The sequence below is a fragment of the Marinobacter sp. MBR-105 genome, assembly GCF_053628895.1.
The window spans coordinates 274,820-293,002 of sequence record NZ_JBRJHG010000001.1 but is presented as its reverse complement, the minus strand read 5'-3'; the positions used below and the strand labels follow the sequence as shown (position 1 = coordinate 293,002).

Annotated in this window: 20 protein-coding genes and 1 tRNA gene; 17 read left to right on the top strand and 4 right to left on the bottom strand. The window is 54.8% G+C overall.

What is annotated here, in order from left to right; all coding sequences use genetic code 11:
• The first annotated feature begins 8 nt into the window (after positions 1-8).
• The gene (locus ACSSVV_RS01385; protein WP_023010422.1) at positions 9-1,085 is read left to right on the top strand and encodes an AI-2E family transporter; all 1,077 of its coding nucleotides are present in this window, start codon (positions 9-11) and stop codon (positions 1,083-1,085) included.
• A gap of 4 nt (positions 1,086-1,089) precedes the next feature.
• Here ACSSVV_RS01385 and ACSSVV_RS01380 read toward each other — a convergent pair whose 3' ends face one another.
• Complete coding sequence (locus ACSSVV_RS01380; RefSeq protein ID WP_454105442.1) at positions 1,090-1,557, bottom strand: peroxiredoxin; 468 nt, start codon at positions 1,555-1,557, stop codon at positions 1,090-1,092.
• A gap of 74 nt (positions 1,558-1,631) precedes the next feature.
• Between ACSSVV_RS01380 and dapA the strand changes: the two genes are divergently transcribed.
• The 5 genes from dapA to ACSSVV_RS01355 are packed head-to-tail and all read left to right on the top strand — an operon-like array spanning position 1,632 to position 6,219.
• On the top strand, positions 1,632-2,510 hold the full coding sequence (gene dapA / locus ACSSVV_RS01375) for a 4-hydroxy-tetrahydrodipicolinate synthase (protein WP_454105441.1): 879 nt from the start codon (positions 1,632-1,634) through the stop codon (positions 2,508-2,510).
• A gap of 31 nt (positions 2,511-2,541) precedes the next feature.
• The gene (bamC, locus tag ACSSVV_RS01370) at positions 2,542-3,636 is read left to right on the top strand and encodes an outer membrane protein assembly factor BamC (RefSeq protein ID WP_454105440.1); all 1,095 of its coding nucleotides are present in this window, start codon (positions 2,542-2,544) and stop codon (positions 3,634-3,636) included.
• 41 nt (positions 3,637-3,677) lie between these two features.
• Positions 3,678-4,391 (top strand): phosphoribosylaminoimidazolesuccinocarboxamide synthase, encoded by a 714-nt coding sequence (gene purC, locus ACSSVV_RS01365; RefSeq protein WP_113880230.1) that lies wholly within the window; start codon positions 3,678-3,680, stop codon positions 4,389-4,391.
• 33 nt (positions 4,392-4,424) lie between these two features.
• The gene (locus ACSSVV_RS01360; protein ID WP_454105439.1) at positions 4,425-5,159 is read left to right on the top strand and encodes a TIGR04219 family outer membrane beta-barrel protein; all 735 of its coding nucleotides are present in this window, start codon (positions 4,425-4,427) and stop codon (positions 5,157-5,159) included.
• 52 nt (positions 5,160-5,211) lie between these two features.
• On the top strand, positions 5,212-6,219 hold the full coding sequence (locus tag ACSSVV_RS01355) for an NAD-dependent epimerase (RefSeq protein ID WP_011785170.1): 1,008 nt from the start codon (positions 5,212-5,214) through the stop codon (positions 6,217-6,219).
• 52 nt (positions 6,220-6,271) lie between these two features.
• Here ACSSVV_RS01355 and ACSSVV_RS01350 read toward each other — a convergent pair whose 3' ends face one another.
• The gene (locus ACSSVV_RS01350; protein ID WP_454105438.1) at positions 6,272-7,075 is read right to left on the bottom strand and encodes an RluA family pseudouridine synthase; all 804 of its coding nucleotides are present in this window, start codon (positions 7,073-7,075) and stop codon (positions 6,272-6,274) included.
• Between the two features lie 157 nt (positions 7,076-7,232).
• Between ACSSVV_RS01350 and ACSSVV_RS01345 the strand changes: the two genes are divergently transcribed.
• The 11 genes from ACSSVV_RS01345 (at position 7,233) to ACSSVV_RS01295 (ending at position 16,574) form a co-directional block, all read left to right on the top strand.
• Complete coding sequence (locus ACSSVV_RS01345; protein ID WP_011785168.1) at positions 7,233-7,406, top strand: DUF2897 family protein; 174 nt, start codon at positions 7,233-7,235, stop codon at positions 7,404-7,406.
• A 271-nt stretch (positions 7,407-7,677) separates the two neighbouring features.
• Positions 7,678-8,631 (top strand): hypothetical protein, encoded by a 954-nt coding sequence (locus ACSSVV_RS01340; protein ID WP_454105436.1) that lies wholly within the window; start codon positions 7,678-7,680, stop codon positions 8,629-8,631.
• Positions 8,632-8,921: 290 nt separating this feature from the next.
• A complete protein-coding gene (locus tag ACSSVV_RS01335; RefSeq protein WP_454105435.1) occupies positions 8,922-10,271 on the top strand; it encodes a tyrosine-type recombinase/integrase in 1,350 nt (449 codons plus the stop codon).
• Entirely contained in the window at positions 10,268-10,849 is a 582-nt protein-coding gene (locus ACSSVV_RS01330; protein WP_454105434.1) for a hypothetical protein, read from the top strand. The genes ACSSVV_RS01335 and ACSSVV_RS01330 overlap by 4 nt, the downstream gene beginning before the upstream one ends.
• Before the next feature lie 86 nt (positions 10,850-10,935).
• Positions 10,936-11,145 carry a helix-turn-helix transcriptional regulator gene (locus ACSSVV_RS01325; protein WP_444712839.1) on the top strand — a complete coding sequence of 70 codons (210 nt, stop codon included), beginning with the start codon at positions 10,936-10,938 and terminating at the stop codon, positions 11,143-11,145.
• Complete coding sequence (locus ACSSVV_RS01320) at positions 11,142-11,348, top strand: hypothetical protein (RefSeq protein WP_454105433.1); 207 nt, start codon at positions 11,142-11,144, stop codon at positions 11,346-11,348. The genes ACSSVV_RS01325 and ACSSVV_RS01320 overlap by 4 nt, the downstream gene beginning before the upstream one ends.
• Positions 11,345-11,566, top strand: coding sequence for a hypothetical protein (locus tag ACSSVV_RS01315; RefSeq protein WP_454105432.1), 222 nt, complete (start codon positions 11,345-11,347; stop codon positions 11,564-11,566). The genes ACSSVV_RS01320 and ACSSVV_RS01315 overlap by 4 nt, the downstream gene beginning before the upstream one ends.
• Positions 11,566-13,737, top strand: a complete 2,172-nt coding sequence (locus ACSSVV_RS01310; RefSeq protein WP_454105431.1) for a DUF3987 domain-containing protein — start codon at positions 11,566-11,568, stop codon at positions 13,735-13,737. The genes ACSSVV_RS01315 and ACSSVV_RS01310 overlap by 1 nt, the downstream gene beginning before the upstream one ends.
• A gap of 381 nt (positions 13,738-14,118) precedes the next feature.
• On the top strand, positions 14,119-14,472 hold the full coding sequence (locus tag ACSSVV_RS01305; RefSeq protein WP_454105430.1) for a hypothetical protein: 354 nt from the start codon (positions 14,119-14,121) through the stop codon (positions 14,470-14,472).
• A gap of 14 nt (positions 14,473-14,486) precedes the next feature.
• Positions 14,487-15,887 carry a hypothetical protein gene (locus ACSSVV_RS01300; RefSeq protein ID WP_454105429.1) on the top strand — a complete coding sequence of 467 codons (1,401 nt, stop codon included), beginning with the start codon at positions 14,487-14,489 and terminating at the stop codon, positions 15,885-15,887.
• Between the two features lie 15 nt (positions 15,888-15,902).
• The gene (locus ACSSVV_RS01295) at positions 15,903-16,574 is read left to right on the top strand and encodes a hypothetical protein (protein ID WP_454105428.1); all 672 of its coding nucleotides are present in this window, start codon (positions 15,903-15,905) and stop codon (positions 16,572-16,574) included.
• Between the two features lie 511 nt (positions 16,575-17,085).
• Here ACSSVV_RS01295 and ACSSVV_RS01290 read toward each other — a convergent pair.
• Both ACSSVV_RS01290 and ACSSVV_RS01285 read right to left on the bottom strand, forming a co-directional pair.
• Positions 17,086-17,162: transfer RNA gene (locus ACSSVV_RS01290), tRNA-Val, on the bottom strand.
• A 43-nt stretch (positions 17,163-17,205) separates the two neighbouring features.
• The gene (locus ACSSVV_RS01285) at positions 17,206-18,165 is read right to left on the bottom strand and encodes a DMT family transporter (protein ID WP_454105427.1); all 960 of its coding nucleotides are present in this window, start codon (positions 18,163-18,165) and stop codon (positions 17,206-17,208) included.
• Between the last annotated feature and the right edge of the window lie 18 nt (positions 18,166-18,183).

The following is an 18,183-nucleotide window of genomic DNA, read 5'->3' as shown; positions in this document are numbered from 1 at the left end:
AGTTATTCATGGTCAGAATTCTACGCGGTCTAGCCCACAAATATTTTTCAGACGAAGAAGCCGTCATCCTGTTTTTGCTGCTGGTGACTGGCACCGTCTTTATCATCTGGTTCGGGGCCATGCTGGCGCCAGCCATCGCTTCCCTGATTGTGGCGTTCATTCTGCAGGGCCTGGTGTCGAAACTGAACCGGATGGGTGTGCCTGAGCTGATCGCCGTGATAGGTGTGTTTGTGGTGTTCCTGGGCGTGCTGGTGGGTTTTATCTTCGGCCTGTTGCCGTTGATCTGGACTCAGCTGAGTACCCTTGCCGGCGAAGCGCCCCGGATTATCAGGGAGCTCCAGTCCTATCTTGAAGTCCTGCCCGAGCAGTACCCCCATCTGGTCTCAGTCGAATCTGTGAACACCATGTATCAGCAGATCTCGGCGGAAGTAGGGCACCTGACTCAATGGCTGGTGTCCTTCTCGCTGTCCAGCATTCCGGACCTTGTGGCCTTGCTGATCTACATGGTTCTGGTGCCTATCCTGGTGTTTTTCTTCCTGAAAGACCGCCGGGTTCTGGTGAACTCTTTCGCCCGTCTGCTGCCTCCGCAGCGGCCGATGATGGTTCGCATCTGGCATGAAGTAAACCTGCAGTGCGCCAATTATGTCCGCGGCAAGGCGGTGGAAATTCTGATTGTCGGTGGCGTCACCTATGTCGCCTTCAAGTTCCTCGGTATGCCCTATGCGGCACTGCTCTCCCTGTTGGTGGGGCTGAGTGTGGTGATTCCCTACATTGGTGCCGCGGTGGTCACCATTCCGGTGGCAGTGATCGCCCTGTTTGCGTTCGGCTGGGGCAGCCATTTTATCTGGGTCATGGTGATCTACGGCATTATTCAGGCGCTTGATGGCAATGTCCTGGTACCGATACTGTTCTCGGAAGTGAATAACCTGCACCCGGTGGCGATTATTGTCGCCGTGCTGTTCTTTGGCGGGATCTGGGGCTTGTGGGGCGTGTTTTTTGCGATTCCGCTGGCGACGATGCTGAAAGCGGTCTTCGCCGCCTGGCCGGTGAAGGAGTCGCCTCCGCCACCAGCCATCGCGGAATAGGGTATTACAGGGCCTTGACGGCCTCCAGCACCTCGTCGGCGTGGCCTTTGACCTTGACACCGCGCCATTCCTTGCGCAGCACGCCTTCCTTGTCGATCAGGAAGGTGCTGCGTTCAATGCCAAGGTGCTCCTTGCCATAAAGCTTCTTGAGCTTGATAACGTCGAACAGCTTGCACAGGGATTCGTCCTTGTCTGAAATCAGGTGGAACGGAAACCCGTGTTTGGCCCGGAAGTTTTCATGGGCTTTCAGGCCATCCCGCGAGACGCCGAAAATCTCGGTGTCCTCGGCAGCGAAGGCCTCCATTCTGTCCCGGAAGTCCTGGCCCTCGGTGGTGCAGCCCGGTGTATTGTCTTTCGGATAGAAATAAATAACGATGTTCCGGCCTTTCAGGTCGCTCAGGCGAACGGTCTGATCGCCAGTGGCCTCAGCCTGAAACTCTGGCACGGGTTGATTCAATGCTACGGATGACATGACATCTCCTTTAATTCCCTTGTGTCAGTTCGAGCCCAACATTACCATATCGGTTTTATTTGGACGGAGCTTTTATGATTACGGGTAGCCTTGTCGCACTGGTCACGCCCATGCATCCAAACGGTGATATTCACTGGGAGGATCTGGACAAGCTGGTGGACTTTCATATCGAAAACGGCACCCATGGCATTGTTGCTGTGGGCACCACTGGCGAATCCGCAACCCTGGATCCGGAGGAACACATCCGGACGATCGGGCATATCATAAAACGTGTAAACGGCCGGATTCCCGTTATTGCCGGTACCGGTGGTAACAGTACGCGCGAAGCCATCGAATTGACCACCGAAGCCCACAAACTCGGTGCGGATGCCTGTCTGCTCGTAGTGCCTTACTACAATAAGCCGACCCAGGAAGGCCTGTATCAGCACTTCAAGGCCATCGCGGAAGCGGTACCGTGCATGAACCAGATTCTCTACAACGTACCGGGCCGCACCGCCTGCGATATGCTGAACGAGACGGTCGTCCGTCTGGCCGATATCCCCAATATCGTTGGTATCAAGGATGCGACCGGGAACATTCCCCGTGGCGCCGAGCTGATCGAAGCCCTGGGTGGCCGCCTTGCGGTGTATTCCGGTGACGACGCCACAGCGGCGGATCTGATGCTGGCGGGCGCGAAAGGTAATGTTTCGGTAACGGCCAACGTTGCTCCGAAAGCCATGGCCGAGCTCTGTGAAGCGGCCATTGCGGGCAACGAAGACGAAACCCGCCGCTTGAATGAGCTTTTGATGCCGCTTAATCGCAAGCTGTTCCTGGAAGCCAACCCGATTCCGGTAAAATGGGCGCTGTACCGCATGGGCATGATCGGTGAGGGCATTCGTCTGCCACTGACGCCGCTCAGCGAGAAGTTCCACGGCGAGGTGGAAGACGCGCTCAAGGCCTCAGGTGTTCTCTGAGGCCACCGTTACCGTTAACCGGAGTAACCCGATGCAGGTTCCTGCAAGAGCCCGTAAGAAAACCGTTTTGTTCGTTCGACCTGTTTCGGCGCTGGTGCTTGCCAGTGCCCTGGCCGGTTGCAGTCTGATCGATGATCGTTCCGAAGGCTATGTCAACGCACCGGAAGGCGAGCCGATTCAGGTGCCTGAAGGCCTCGACAGCTCCCGGCTGAGCGAGACCATGCCGATACGGGCTATCAACACCGCCGATTCCCGCAATCTTTACCCGTCGTCGATTCCCCGTCCGCCGGATATGACATCCGAGATTCTGGACGAAAACTACGTGATTGAAGAGTTGGACGGCCGTATCTGGCTGCTGGTCAATGAGGTGCCAGGACGACTCTGGCCCGTGGTCAGTGCCTGGATGAATGAGAGCGGCCTGGGCATTGCCCATGACAGTCCCCAACTTGGGATTATTCAGAGTGAACTGGCGAACTTCAGCAAGCGCAGCCGTACACTGCTGGGGCTCGCCGATAATCCGACCGCCACAGAACCCAAGGTGGTGATGCAGGCCCGCCTGGCCCCTGGCATTCGGCGTAAAACCACCGAAATCCGCGTGCGTATTCTGGAGCTGGAGCAGGCTCCGGAAGAGCTTCTGCCCTGGGACAGTAGCACGGTGTCCGATGCAACCTTCGAGCAACAACAACGGGTGCTGTTGGCCGAGTTGGGGGATTTCCTCAAACAGCGTGAGGACAATAAATCCTTCTCGCGGGCGGCCTCAGGCATGGTATCCGAGCCGCTCGTGCGCTTGCAGTCGGAACAGGATGAAGCGGTCGCCATTCGGGTAGAGCTGGACTTCGGCCGCACCTGGGCAGAGGTCAATCGGTCCCTGGAGGAAATGGGGCTGCCGGTACTGGATCTGAATCGCAGTGAAGGCTGGTTGCAGGTGGATTTCCGCACGGAAGACGAGCGCAGTCCGGGCTGGTTCTCGTGGTTCAGCGATGCTGAAAAGCCGGTCCACACCCACACAATCCGGATTCAGCAGGGTGCCGACGCCATGAGCGTTACCGCCGAGCAGCACGACAGCTACGAGGGTGAACGCAGTTCAGCAGATCTGCTCACCCAACTCTTTGAACATCTGTATTGATTAACGGGGTGGCCGAGGCCACCGGCCGTTTGGAGAAAGTAATGGAAAAGCGCGAAGAGCTTTATGCCGGCAAGGCAAAATCGGTTTACCGCACGGACGACCCCGAACGGTTTGTTCTGGTGTTCCGCGACGATACCTCTGCTTTTGACGGAGAGAAAAAAGAACAGCTGAACCGCAAGGGCATGGTGAACAACAAGTTCAATGCCTTCATCATGGAAAAGCTGGAAGCGGCCGGCGTACCTACCCACTTCGAAGGGCTGCTGTCGGATACCGAGTCCCTGGTCAAGAAGCTCGAGATGATCCCGGTTGAATGCGTGGTGCGCAATGTGTCTGCGGGCAGCCTGTGCCGTCGCCTTGGCGTGGAAGAGGGTCAGGAGCTGAACCCGTCCACCTTTGAGCTCTTTCTGAAAAACGACGCGCTGCACGATCCGATGGTGAACGAATCCCTGGCGGTCAGCTTCGGCTGGGCCAAGGCCGATGAGCTGGCCCGGATGAAAGAGCTGACCTATAAGGTCAACGACGTGCTGAAAAAACTGTTTGACGACGCCGGCATGCTGCTGGTGGACTATAAGCTGGAATTTGGCCGCAGTGGTGGTCAGATCGTTCTGGGTGACGAATTCAGCCCCGATGGCTGTCGTATCTGGGACAAGGAAACCCGCAAGAAGATGGACAAGGATCGCTTCCGCCAGGGCCTTGGCGAAGTGATCGAAACCTATGAAGAAGTCGGTCGTCGTCTCGGCATAAAGTTTGACTGACCGGGCAATACAACCACAAAAAACGGGTGCGTTATGCGTAAACTGATGATTGTTGTAGGTGGCTCACTGGCTTTGGCCGCGCCGCTGGCCAATGCTGATGTACTGGGCGTTGGCGCCAACGTTAGCTATTGGGATTCCGATTTCTCTGGCGAAGTGGTCAACAAGGATTCGGCCGTTGATATTGAAAAGGATCTCAACCTCGACAGCGACAGCAACGCGAACTTCACGGCGTTTTTCGAGCATCCGATTCCGGTGCTGCCGAACGTAAGGTTGAATTACACCAGCATTTCCCAGAGTGGGCGTGGTGAGATTGGGCCGGAAGAATTCGACGGTATTGTTAACACGGATGTTAAATCTGATCTCGATATTGATCAGTTCGATGTCACCCTGTACTACGAAGTGCTTGATAACTGGGTGAATCTCGATCTGGGCCTGACTGCCCGTAATTTTGACGGGGAGCTCGTTGTTAGGGACCAAGCCAACATAGCCAACATCAGCAAAACCTCCGTCGACGCCGTCGTCCCCATGGGCTACCTCGCTGCCCGTTTCGACTTGCCGTTCACCGGCGTGTCCGTAGGTGCTGAGGGCAACATCATCAGCTACAGCGGCGACTCCCTGCACGACTTCAATGCCTATGGCCAGTACGAGTTTGCCATGCTGCAGCTGCGGGCCGGCTATCGCCAGATGTCTATCGACTATGAAGACGATGATGACAAGCTGGATGTGGAAATGTCCGGACCCTTCGCCAGTGTTGGCGTGGCGTTCTGACCAGGACAGCTAGAAGGCGCCTTCGGGCGCCATTTTTCATGGAGAACAGATCTTGAAAATCCTCGTTACGGGAACCGCCGGCTTTATTGGCTCGCATCTTGCTCACCGTTTGCTCGATCGTGGCGATGAAGTGATTGGCGTGGACAACGTCAACGACTATTACGACGTCAATCTCAAGGAAGCGCGGCTGGCCCGCCTGCTGAACAAGCCCGGTTTCACCGAAGTACGCCAGGACGTGGCCGACCGCGAGGCCATGGAAGCGGTTTTTCGTGAACACAAGCCCGAGCGGGTAGTGCACCTGGCGGCCCAGGCCGGAGTCCGGTATTCCCTGGAGAACCCTCATGCCTATGTGGATGCCAATCTGGTCGGCTTCATGAACATCCTTGAGGGTTGCCGTCATAACGAGGTCAAGCACCTGGTGTATGCCTCCAGCAGCTCCGTGTACGGGGCCAATGAGACCATGCCATTCTCCGTGCACGATAACGTGGATCATCCGCTGAGCCTGTACGCGGCGTCCAAGAAAGCCAACGAGCTGATGGCCCATACATACAGCCATCTGTACAACCTGCCCACCACCGGGCTGCGCTTCTTTACCGTTTACGGCCCCTGGGGCCGGCCGGATATGGCGCTGTTTATCTTTACCAAAAAGATCCTGGCCGGTGAGCCCATCGACGTGTTTAACCACGGGCATCACAAGCGGGACTTCACCTACATCGACGACATCGTCGAAGGCGTTATCCGCACTCTGGACAACGTAGCCCAGCCGAACCAGGACTGGAGCGGGGCCCAGCCGGATCCGGGCACCAGTAAGGGGCCTTACCGCATCTACAACATCGGCAGTAATAACCCGGTGGAGCTGTCCCGTTTTATCGAGATCATTGAGGAGCGGGTGGGCAAGAAAGCCGAGAAGAACCTGCTGCCGTTGCAACCGGGTGACGTGCCGGCCACCTATGCCAATGTCGATGACCTGATCAACGATGTGGGGTACAAGCCGTCTACCACGGTGGAAGAGGGCATTGCCAACTTCGTGGACTGGTATCGGGATTTTTACAACGCCTGAGCGTCCATCATCGCTTATGAATAAGGCCAGCCGAGACGCTGGCCTTATTTGTTTATGGTCGCTGTTCCGGAAGCCTGAATACCTGGGGTTTACGGGTGAGGGGGCACTGGAAGGCCAGCTCAACAGCGGTAAGTTGCAGGCCGGCCGGATTGGCCGTGCCATACAGCCGATCCCCGATAATCGGGTGACCAATGCCGGCCAGGTGCCGTCGGATCTGATGTTTACGTCCGGTTTCGATTCGTACCTGTACATCAGTCGTGTTTGATTCCTCATCCCGGTTCAGCGTGGTTATGCGACTGATGGAGTCCTTGCCATCCAGTGGCGAGTCGATGCGAAGATCATCCGCCACCAGGTTACCGGTGACCCGTGCCCGGTAGATCTTGGTCATGGCGCGCCCGGCAAACAATTCTGAAAGGGCCGCCGCGGCCTTGCCATCCTGGGCAATCAGCATCAGGCCCGCAGCGTCAGCGTCCAGGCGGTGTACCAGAAAGCAGGGTGTGTTCAGTTCAATTTCTGCCAGGCGCAGCAGGCTGCAGTGGTCGCCCCATTGAGACCCTTGTGATAAAAGCCCGTGGGGCTTGAACCAGACACTGTAACGTCCTTTGTTCTCCAGCAGCGTCGGTGTTTCCGGCTTGCGCGCCAACACCTGATCATCGTAGAACAGCTGAATACGGGTACCGGGTTTCAGTTCCCGCTTGGCCTTGCGTAAACGTACCTGCTTTCCCTTCTGTGTCCACCAGCACGCGCCCTTGGCCATGGCATCCTTGATGCGCTGCTTGGGCAGGCCCGAGGCGCCTGCAAGCGCATCCACAGCCGTCGTGCTCTGGTCTACGGTGACATCAAACTGTTTGCGCATCGGCGTTTTTATCCGGAAGGAGAAGATCCAAGATGATTGCCGGCAATGATACGGAGCGGGGAATGTATCGACAAGGCGCTTGTACCTCAAGGCACATTGATGACAGTGAGCGCTGAGGGTGTACACTGATGAAAAGCCACCTCAAGGAGATATCGACATGCCAATGATTGGCTGGCTGTTTATACTCGCCGCATTCGCGATGATTGTGGGAAGCCTGCTGCTACTCAGAGATGGGGCCAATATGAAAATCCCCAAAGAAAAGCTTGAGAAGATTCGTCAGCGCAAAGCAGAACAGGACGCGAAAGATAAAAAAGAGGGGGATAGCTGGTAGCGCCAGAACCATGAACCAGTCCACGACTTTTGAGTCTGCCCCCGCCTGAACCTTTCGCGACCTAACGATATGTCGCATGATTAGACATCACTGCCCGGATATGGACTAGACGACACCGGATGTCGCCGCTACGAGTGCGCAATTCCTGCAAGAGTTATCCCGTCTTTTTCATCAATGCCGCAACCAGAAGCGCACAGACTGTATCGCCTCGGGAATGGCAGTGATCGCGCCTGAAGAATAAGCCTGAAATCATAAGAAAAAAGGAAAGAACATGATCCAGTTGAGCCGTATTGGATGGGGGCCCGTGTTGCCCATGGTGCTTGTATTATCTGCCTGCGGTGGCGGAAGCGGGGGTGGAGGTAATGATCAGCCTGAAGAGCAGACTGGGCCTCAGTTGAGCTACGACAACAAGAACTTTGCCCAAAAATCAGTATCGATAACCAGAGATAGCGGTGCTGAAGGCTTGATACGCCTCCGCGACGATCTTGCGTTGGGGTGGTCAATTATTGATGAGTACACGTCGGCTATTCAAGATATGTCGGTCCTGGAGCAGGGCACTTACCCATGTGCGGGTGGTGGTAACCTGGAAATCCGCTGGACAGAGACTGAGAACTCCCTGGAGGAGACCACCCGATTCAGCAGATGCGTACTGGATACCCCGACCCATGGCCCTATTATGATCAGTGGCAGCACCATCTACGAAAGCGTCCTGATCGCCGAATCGGAAACCGCTGCCAGTTGGAAGAGTTCTTACATGGACGATCTGTCCGGAACAATCCGGCGCACGGGTGAGTCGCTTCGTTTCAGTGGCGCACTTCGTATGAGCGATTATCTGAATGAGAATGGTGGAGTCACGAGCTGGCGCTACGTTCGGGATATCAAACGATACGAGATGATGCTGGGTAAGCGCTACGTCGCCATTGCCGACGCTCAGAACCGGGATTCGGGAACGGATGCAGACTCGGAGTATTCGGTTCGCGCCACCATTGTCGGCTCGGCGATTGGTGGTTACATGAAGCTGGAGACCCCGGATCCGGTGGAGTTTTCCTCCAACCTGGAGTGCCCGGTGTCCGGAATCGTAAAACTGTCCAGCAACGGTGAGGCCGAGGTTCGCTTTGGTAGCAGCGCAGGCGGTACCGCCAAGGCAGTTGCGGTCTGGGTTGATGGTGCCGTTGTCGAGAGTTATGACGATTGCAGTGAAATAGGTGTGGTTCTGTACTTCTGACCGGAGGAGGGCAGGCTTCTCTGGTCTGCCCTCTACGACTGCTAACAGCAAATGCGAGGCACAAAAAAAGCCGCCCAGCAAAGCTGTAAGCGACTTCTTCTGCAGGATTGGTAGGACCACGCGGATTCGAACCGCGGACCTCTACCATGTCAAAACAAAATGGGATCAAGCGGGACAAGGGCTGTAGACGATAAAACAATAACTTAGACTATATTTGTGTTCGTGGTAGACCACTTTTGTTCGTGTTTGTGTTACCATAAAGGTCACAGATTGGTGACACGGGGTGACACATGGCTAAGAAAAAGCAGATTGACCTTTGCAGCTTTTCAGATGACGAGGCTTTTTATTTCCTTCAGTCGTCCTCTGATCGGGCTACAAAGTGGTGCGAGAACATACCCGGCCTCCATCTGCTCAAGACCAAAACCGGCGGAAGTTGGCGCTATCGGTACACAGACCCGACCGGCAAGCGCAAGACTGCAACGGTAGGTCGTTATCCATCCATGAAGCCACAACAAGCCGCCGAAAAGGCAATGGCATGGCGTAATGATGATGTGGACGTTCTGGCGGAGAAGGAGAAGCGAAAGCAACAGGCTCACGCTGAGAAACAACGCGCAGAGCATAGGACCATGCAAGCCTACCTCGACGGTCCATATACTCGCTATCAAGACCGCCGCCGCGCTGGTGATGCCACCATTGCAATCCTGAAATCGAATTTTGAGAACCTTCTCGACCGCGATATGGCCAGCCTAACCCGCGCTGACATTCAGGCATGGCAATCTGACCGAGAAAAGAAAGGCCGCGCTCATTCCACCCTGAAACGCGCCTATGGGGCATTGCGGACGATGCTACGGCAAGCGATTGTCGATGGCGTGCTCGACGACAACCCGCTCGAACATGTGTCACTTGAGAAACCGCTCGACGATGAGCGATCAAAAGAGCTACGCGAGAAAAGAGAGGCCACTCGTCGTCTGCTGAAACCGGAAGAGCTAAAGGCTTTTCATAGTGGCCTAGATGTATTTGCCGAGGAAATCCGACAGGGCAGGCGAAACAGTCGCAAGCATGGCAAGCCGCATCTCCCAGACCTCGACAATGTAGTCTTTCCCCATTGGTTCATTCCGTTTGCGAAGTTGAGCCTCTACACCGGATTGCGTCCCGGCGATCTCTATTCGCTGACCTGGACCAATGAGCTAAACCCTACCTTTGGCCGTTTGACCAAGACCCCGGAGAAAACGAGACACCACGGCGAGGATAAAGCCGCGCGTGTCGAGATGGATCTCCCGCCGGAGGCGCTGGAAGTTGTCAAAGAGTGGTGGACGCAAAACGGCAAGCCGGAATCCGGCCTTGTGTTTCCATCTCCGGTGACTGGCAGGCGTATGGATAAGAACGCACACGACAAGCCGTGGAGGCGCGTTAAAAAGCTGGCAGGCTTGCCCAATGATCTAACCCTGTATGCGCTGAGACACCACTTTATATCGAGTCTGGTGGCGGCTGGTGTGCCGTTGTTTGCAGTGGCAAAGCTGGCAGGTCACAAGTCGGTAACGATGATCGAAAACCACTATGGCCACCAGTGTCCTGATGCAGCGAAAGACATCATGAAAATATACGGTGCGAGTGTTTCAGGTGTAAGGGAGGCGGTATGAGAAACAAAAATCTTGACCCGTGGATTTCGGAACAATTACCGATTCAAGATCTCGATGCTTTTCTGCAAAAAGCACTTAGCCTCGATGCAAACCACTATAAAAATCAATATGACCGTTATTTCGTTTGGGCGTTACAGGGTTCAATCTACGGCAACAATGAACTGATAAGTGGTTTCCTTTCTGAAGAAGATTGGTTCGAAAACCTTTCGCCTCCCAAAAGGCAAGTTATCGCCTTGATTCTTAATTCCCCGCGTTCGCGTCGAAAAGCGATGGAGCGAAGCCGAAATAATATGATGTATTTTGCCCATATGGTCGCGGAACTGACAGAGTGGTGTGGATATGGGAAAACTCAAGCCATACAGACGATTGTTGAAAAGTGGGTAGACCATCCGACGGCAGAGAAAACCCTCGAAGCTGCTGATAAAAGAGAGCAGAAAAAGGAAAGCCTAAAAACACAAATTTTCCGCGAAATAGGGAAAGGTGGGAAGGCTCACGATTATTTTAATACGCAGGTCGCAGAGATTCGACAGCGCAATAAAGAGCGCCTTGAGAGAGTAAAGCAAAGGTCTGACGGCTAGTAACTTTTCCCGAAAAGTTGTTTCTATAAGCCTACGGAAATATGCGGAGAATTAGGTATCACCATGAACAACTGAGGTGATACTCGATGCAACCGCAAGCACAACCCGACCAAGCATTTTTCCGTCCCGCAGATGCGTGTAAATATCTCGGAATCGGCAGAACAAAACTGCATGAACTTTCCGAATATGACGCATCCTTTCCCCGCAAAATTCGCATCTCTCGCAGGTGCGTAGGTTGGACCCGTGGACAGCTCGATTCCTGGCTCGAATCTAAGCAACAGGAGGTCGAGGCGTGAGGATGAATCCCGGCACTTTTCACAATCACGGCAACAGCCTTGAATACATCGTTCTGACGCGAGCGGCTGACGCTGCTGGCGTCCCTGCTCACGTTATCACCAACGCAATCAGCAACGGCGACTTGCCTGTTCACGAGGTAAGCGGCTGCAAGTGCGTCACGCTGGCGGATCTGCTCAGGCTGAAAAGCGAGGTGGCACAATGAAAGCAGTATTTAACCCCTCAGCTACAAACGACGACATAAACCGCGCTGCTTCAGAGTTCTATAACGGCGGTTATCGCTCAGTCTGGGTAAACGGCAATATGAGCCGCCGCCATATGCGCCGCCAACTGCAAAAAATGGGAATGACCAAAGAGCAGGCGGAAAAGCATTTAACCGATATGGGAATGCCAAAGAAACAACCGGCGCGGAGGGGCAAATAATGGAACACCAAAAAGAGACCCTCGCAGCCGGACAGACTAACGAGGGCGCATATCAAAATCAGCCAGATAATTATAGCACTCGGTCTCATGCCTACCTAGAGCGCAAAGAGATTGACCTCTCCGATTTGCAGGCTGTATGCGCCGCTAAAGTTGAAATAAGACCTACAGCTATCGGCAAGTTCAAAGGACAAGCTGTATTCCGTGAGCTTGTGGACGTTAACGGTGAATCACAGGGTTTCGAGAGAATCTTGTCGGAAAGAATCGCGTTTGATGGAGGCAAGCCGAACGACAAGTTTACGGAGCGTGGCAGTAAGGTATCGGGCACGTTTACACCAATCGGATTTGACCCCGGCGAACTATTCAGCATGAGCAAGCCTCTAATTGTTTGTGCTGGCCTCGCTGATGGTTACAGACTGCATAAGGCAACCGGCGATCCGGTCGCGTGCTGCGTAGGTGAGCAGAATATCCGAAGCGTGGTCGAAGCTATCCAGCAACTTATGCCAAACCTATTTGCCGCAGTGGACAACGACGACGCAGGTAGGCGCGCCGCTGAGGTCCTATCAGTGCCTTGGTGTCACCCAGAGACCGATAAAGACTGGAGCGATGTATACCAGACCAAAGGTCTGGATGAGGTCAAAAGGCAATTTGAAGCAGGCGTAACGCAATCACAGTTTTCGGCGCAAGACGCTGACTCCTCGAAACTGAATCAATGGATTGATGCGGTAGACCTGTTCTCTGAAAACGTTGTTCCGGCTTTCCCGATGGATATTTTGCCGCAGCCATTCAGGGAGCTGGCTAAGGAGAAGTCGGAGCAGTCCGGTTTTGATCCTGGAGCCTATGGCTTTTGTTTGCTCGTCTCCGCTGCCAATACGATCGACCACAGAGCAAAGCTCGATCTCGGACCGTTCAGCGTACCGGCCTACCTTTGGGGCGGTCTAGTGGGTGACTCAGGGACCGCTAAAAGCCCAATTTTGAATGATGCGAAACGATCGGCGGAGCATATCGACAAGGCGCTACTCGATGAATCACGCCGCGCTATTTCGAGGTGGATGGATGCGTGCCAAAGGGCAAAAGAGGATAAGGCAGAGGTGCCGCCAAAACCGCCGTGGAAGCAACGACACGCAACGGACACCACGACAGAGGCGCTTGGTTTGCTCCTGCAAGACAACCCCGAAGGCGTGAATATGTATCACCACGAGATCACCGAGTTTATCGGAAGGATGGATGCATACTCAGGTAAGGATGGTGGCAAGGATCGAGGCGTTTATCTTCGGTCGTATGATGGCGGCTACGTGACGATCAACCGAGCGGGAAGGGCGCAGCCGCTTGTTATCGACAATTTCAGCGTGGGGATCCTGGCAGGGATTCAGCCGGAGAAGCTGGCCTATCTGTTCAAGAAATCCGGCGGCGGATCTGATGGGCTATATCAGCGGTTTATGATGTATTGCCTGCAACCTGCTGGCGAGGTCAATTACATGGCCAAGGAAAGCCCGTTCACGCAGAGCAACGTGGATATGATCGTCGAGCGCATCCATAACTGGACAGGACAAACCAAAGTTTCGGCGAGGCTCTCAGATTCGGCCAAGTCGATGATGCAGGATTATCACAACAACATCCGAAAGCTGGCCACTCGAACCGCCGCGCAGCGTTTTGGGGAGCATTTGAACAAGTTTCCCGGCACTTTGGGGCGTGTCGCGTTTGCCTTGCATTGTGTCCATGCCGCCGCCGAGGACAAGGACCCTGCTGGCGTGGTAACGGCTGAGACTATGGCAATGGCCATTCGGTTTATGCGTGTCATGTATCGGCACTCTGAGGCCGTGTATCGCATTCTGGATCAGGAGGCCGGAGACATACGCGGGCTGGTGGTATCTGCTGCTGAGGCCATTCTCAGCAAGTCGTGGGACACCTTCAAACGTGGCGATCTGACGAGGAATGCAACGTACTGGCAAGGCGCTGACAACCGCCAGTCAGAGAACGCTATCGACTACCTAATCGAACTGGGATGGATTGCAGACATTACACCTCCCGCAATGCCTGGTAGGCGAGGGCGGCGGTCTGATGGTGTGTACGCCGTAAATCCGTCTGTCCATGCTCAGTTTCAAGAGCATACCGCGCGCATTAAGTCTGCAAGGGCAGAGCGGTACCAAGCAATAAAGGAGGCCGCCGGTTAATTAGTTGGAAAAGTTGTATGTGCGTACGAGACGGAAAGTATAAATAACCATCTTAATTAATTTTTGTACTTCGCACGCGCATACAACTAATTCAACTTATAGATGATGTGAGTAATTCGGGTATTGGCTCAGAACAAAATTACCCTTATCTCTAAGTATAGGTTTAGGCTATTGATAGCCCTTTATAGATAGCCTCGAATACCTGCAATCTGGACCCCAGTACCCTGCTAAAACACGCCAGAACCATAGACCTCTACCCTGTTATAGTATTTTAGAGCCCTGCAAATAGGGTTTTTGTTCGTGTAAGTCCGTTGCGTGTTATCAATATGTCACCGTTGATGGGAAAATAGGCTGCATATAGAGCAGATATACCGGCCATTTATGACCCAGACACAAGCAATCCCGAAAGAATACTCGCCTGATTGGCTGGAGCGGTTAGACGGTCGCACTCGTCTGGCTCAGGTTATCAATAGCCGTTACCACCAACTGACCACGGATCTCGGCGGAGTTGATGCGCTCAGTTATCAGCAACGTAGCCTCTGCCGCAGAGCGCTATGGTTCGAGGCCATGCTCGAACAGTGGGAAGCGGCGCTTTCACGTGGCGAAGATGTAGACCCCGGAAAGCTCACCAATACGACGAATACCCTTATCGGTTTATACAAGGCTCTCGGATTGAACCGCCAGACCCGTGAGGTCTCTCTCGCTGACGTTCTGAATGGGAGCAAAAGCGAATGAATATCCTTGAGGCAATGCAGACCCCTGAACTGTTTGGCGATGCCTTCAAGGGGGATTCATGGGAGACCTGGAGGGCGGTTCTTTCAGGCGCGTTTGCGCTCCCGATGGACGATGACCGGATGGCCACGTTCAAGTCGGTGGCTGGAGACCGTGAGCCGCCCTCAGAGCGTGTTAGAGAGTTGTGGTGTATCGCTGGCAGGCGTAGCGCAAAGACGCACACGGCGGCTGCTATCGCGGTCTATCTGGCAACCGTTGGCGCTGCTATCGAAAGGCTGACCGACAAGCTATCTGCTGGCGAGCGTGGAGTTATCGCGTTGCTGGCCACTGACCGCAATCAGGCGAAAGTGGCGCTCAACTACATCCACGGCTTATTCGATGCGTCTCCCGCCTTACGAGGCATGATCGAGAAGCGAGGCGCAGAGAGTATCGACCTTAACAACCGGATCAGTGTTGAGGTTTCCACGTCCAACTACAGGGCCATCCGAGGCCGCACTTTGCTGGCGGTTCTGCTGGACGAATGCGCATTTTTTCGCGACAGCGAGACAAGCGCAGCCAACGACAAGGAAATCTATCGCGCTGCCGTTCCTGGCCTTGCGACCACTGGCGGGATGCTCATCGGCATTAGTTCGCCCTATGCAAAGCGGGGATTGCTGTTCGACAAATACCGCAAGCACTACGGCAACGACTCTGACATTCTGGTGGTCAAGGGACCGACAACCGCATTCAATCCGACACTGAACCCGAAGATCATCGAGGATGCGCTCGTTGATGATCCCGAAGCGGCCAAAACCGAATGGCTTGGCGAGTTCCGCGAAGGAGTGTCGTCTTTCCTCGACCGCATAGTGGTGGACTCCTGCACTCGCTCTAAACCACTGGTGGTGCCTCCCGCTACTGGCGTTACGTACTTCGGATTTACTGACCCCGCAGGCGGTGGCAAAGGCCCTAATGCTGACCAGTTCACGCTGGCTATCGGCTATTACGACCGCAAGGTGGCTCAAGTGGTGGTTTGTGGTGTTTGGGGCCGTAAGGGCTCCCCGGCGGAGATTGTCAAAGAGTACAGCGACATCCTGAAAAGCTACGGCGTCCGGCGCGTGTTCTCTGATAGGTATGCCGGAAGCTGGCCCGCAGAAGAATACAAGCGTCACGGTGTGCATCTCCGATACACCGAATACAACCGCTCTCAGCTCTATCAGGAAGTTTTGCCGATGTTCAACACCGGCAGAATTGAAATCCCGAACGACCCCTATCTAGTCAACCAGTTTTGCAGTCTGGAGCGCCGTGTCGGGCGCAATTCCGACATTATCGACCATCCACCCGGAGGTCACGACGATCTAAGTAATGCCGTTAGTGGCCTAGCAGTACACGCAGCCAATGGCATGAACTATGACGCACCGATTCTAGTAGTCGGTTACTAACAGCGAGGAATCACCATGTCAGACCAACGATTCATTGAAGCCCAGATCCGAGGATTGGGAGCCCTAAAAAGCCGCTTGAGCGAAAGCTCTTTCGCCCTCAACCACGTCACACGACTGCACACGGCAGCGGAAGCCCTTGGCACCATTGCCAGCTCTAATGATGGATCAGGAGCCCGTGCGCAACGACTGGCAGACGCGAGCAAGCGTTACCTTGATGCCATCCAGCGAACCAAAGCGGAGATTCAGGAGCGGGAACTCGGCGGGCTTAGAAGTCTGTCTCAGGAGTTCGCAGAGCGGGTAGGTTTGCAGGCGGATCGTTACGCCAATGAGATTGTGCAAGCCTTCGGACGGGCTGGCCAGAAAGAGCGCATCGCCTGGCTATCGAAAATCGCAGAGGACGGCGACGGACGCGCGCTTGCCGCCTTGCAGGAAGCCCCGGATTTCATCACCGGCCTAGACCGTGAAACGATTGGCAAGTTTCGGTCAGTAATGGAGCAACGCCATTGCCCTGATCTTGCCGAGAAACGCCAGACGTTTAACGCCGATGTTGAGGCCGCAAAGGGGGCGATTGCTCAGGCTTCACAGATTGCAGAGACGGCGCTGAAGATTGACGATGTAGATGATGCCATTGCCGCCAGAGATAGGGTTAACGAGGCTCAGGCAGCGTTTGAGGCTGCAACCGAGTAATGGCAGAGCCGGTGCCAGATTGTCCGGTAGCGGAAGGCAAGGAAGCTGGCCGGGCAGAACTGACGATGTGGAATCACGCCCTATGGTTGCTGATTTCAGACGCTAGACGTTACTGGCAGGGCAAAACCGTTGCCCTAGAGGCAGAACAAGCCTTTGATGATGTATGCAGAAACGGGCCGATGATAAGGCGGTTATGCTGCTTTACCGGCCATGATTCGGAATGGCTCAGTCAGGGCTTTCTAAGGTGGTGTGAAAATATGGCCTGAAGCCGGTGACGGGCTATAGACCTGATCCGGTGGATGGCCGCCCTTATCGGTGCCGGTCTCTCCCGACTGTCCCACCATTTCCGGCAGGTGGCGCAACCGCTGGGCAATGTACTGCCTGCATCCATGCGAGCGGTTATGTTCTGATTTCATGGTCACATATTGGTGACATTAAGACTATGCATGTTACCAGAAACGAAAAAAGCAACCCGGCTTTCGCTCTAAGTGACTGTCATTGTTGCAGAAATTGGTAGGACCACGCGGATTCGAACCGCGGACCTCTACCATGTCAAGGTAGCGCTCTAACCAACTGAGCTATGGTCCTGTCCTGCAACGGGGTGGAAATATACGGATTTCGGGTGCCCTGGTCAACCTCTTTGCGGGGGATTTTTCGCTTTCATCAGGCCCTTGATGGCGCGGCTGAGGGCGTTCCAGCGATTGACCAGAAGCGCGGCAAAAATCAGCGCGCAGCCGGCTATTTGCAGCAGGGTCATGGTCTCGCCGAACCAGGCAACCGCGAAGACAGCAACCCACACCGGTTCCAGTACCAGTATCACTACACCGTGGCTGTTAACCGACAGGCTCTGGGCATAGGTCTGCAACAGGAAACGTCCCGCTGTGGCAATCAAGGCACTGGCCAGTACCCAGATATAGAGCATGGGTTCGGGGTTGGTCAGTGTGTGAGTCCAACGCTCGCTGATGGCGGACTCCGCCAAGGTCACGGTCCCAACGGTAAGCAGGGCAATGGCCGTCAGCGGCAGTGCCGGTACTTTCTTTTTCTCCACCGATTTGCCTTGCTTGTCGACCACGATGCGTTGGTTGGCGGCGCGCGTATTGAGCGTGAAGTACAGGGCAAAGATGGTTGCCGCCAGAACGAAATAGAGCTGCCCCGGGTCTGGCCTGAAGCCGTTTTCCAGGGACAAAAGCGCCAGACCGGCCACCGCAATCGGTATCGCCAGCCAGGTGCTCAAAGGCTGCTGTTCGCCAAATACTGTGCGGGCAATGATCGGGACAATCACCACGCCCAGGCTGGTCAGAAACGCGCCCTCGCCCATGCTGTCGGTGTGATACAGCCCCATGATCCAGCAGGTCATGGCAATGCCGAACACAAAGCCCACGCCCAGGCTTCGGAGTATCTGGTCCCGGGTAAGCCTTAACAGTGAGGGTAAGGCCAGCAGGGCGAGAAAGGCGCCGGCAATCAGAAAGCGAGCCGCCATGAACATCAGGGGCGGCATCATTAAAACCGCCTCTTTAGACAGCATCCAGCCAATCGCCGCCAGCAGGGTAACGAGTACCAGGTAAAGATCAGATTTGTGGGCGTCAGACATGATTGAACCGGCATCAAT